Source organism: Streptomyces sp. NPDC007856, assembly GCF_042868225.1.
Lineage (GTDB): Bacteria > Actinomycetota > Actinomycetes > Streptomycetales > Streptomycetaceae > Streptomyces.
In genome coordinates, this window is record NZ_JBIAEC010000120.1 from 1 (window position 1) to 1,222 (window position 1,222).

Annotated in this window: 1 protein-coding gene; it reads right to left on the reverse strand. The window is 71.1% G+C overall.

The window, feature by feature from the left end:
- The coding region (locus ACFYOH_RS44860; RefSeq protein WP_388638154.1) for a polyketide synthase dehydratase domain-containing protein at nucleotides 1-1,168 on the reverse strand (1,168 nt) is incomplete at its 3' end.
- Nucleotides 1,169-1,222: the final 54 nt, after the last annotated feature.

Consider the following 1,222-nt stretch of genomic DNA (forward strand, 5'->3'; position numbering starts at 1 on the left):
ACCGCCCCTGACCGGTGTCCGCCACCAGACCACCCAGCCCGATCGCATGCAACACCGCATCCAGAACAGCCGGATGCACACCAAAACCATCGGCCGCACCCCCACCGCCCTCCGGCAGGCTCACCTCCGCGAACACCTCGTCACCACGCCGCCACACCGCCCGCAGCCCCTGGAACACAGGACCGTAGACGAACCCCGAAGCCGCCAGCGACTCATACAGACCGGCCACCTCGACCGACTCCGCACCCCGAGGCGGCCACACCCCCAGATCAACCGGGGACACCTCACCCGCACCCTCCGCCAGCACACCCGTGGCATGCCGCACCCACGGCTCCTCCGCCGCGGTGCCTTCCGCTCGTGAATGGAGCGTCAGCGGGCGGCGGCCGTCGCCGTCGTCGGCACCGACGGAGAGACGCAGCTGTACTCCGCCCTGTTCGGGCAGGATGAGCGGCGCCTGCAGAGTCAGCTCCTCGACGTGCCCGCGGCCGACCTGTTCGCCGGCGTGCAGTGCCATTTCGACGAACGCCGTGCCGGGCAGCAGCACCGCACCCATGACCGCGTGATCGGCCAGCCACGGCTGCGTCTCCACCGACAACCGGCCGGTGAACAGGAAGCCGTCCGTGTCGGGCAGTTCAACGGCGGCACCCAGCAGCGGATGATCGGCGGTCTCGAGACCCAGCCCGGCCGCGTCGGCGGGACCGCCCGCCGGGGCGGCCGAGTCCAGCCAGTACCACTGCCGCTGGAACGGGTAAGTGGGCAGTTCCACACGGCTGGCGTCGGCGGCGGCGAAGAAGGCCCGCCAGTCCAGTGGCACACCGCGGACGAACGCCATGGCCAGCGCGGACACCGGCGTCTCCGTCTCGGGACGTCCCTTGCGCAGCACGGGTGCGAACGCGCGGTCCTCGCCCGTGACGCACTCCTGGCCCATGGCCGACAGCACCCCGTCCGGGCCGAGTTCGAGGAATGTGGTGACACCCTCGGCCTCCAAGGCGCGTACGCCGTCGTGGAAGCGGACCGCCTCGCGCACGTGCCGCACCCAGAACTCCGGCTCGGTGATGTCCTCGGCGGTCACCACAGTGCCGGTCAGGTTCGACACGACCGCGATGCGCGCAGGGGCGTAGGACAGTCCCTCGGCGACCTTCCGGAAGTCGGCCAGCATCGGGTCCATGTGCGGGGAGTGGAAGGCGTGACTGACCGTCAGCCGCCTCGTCCTGCGGCCCTG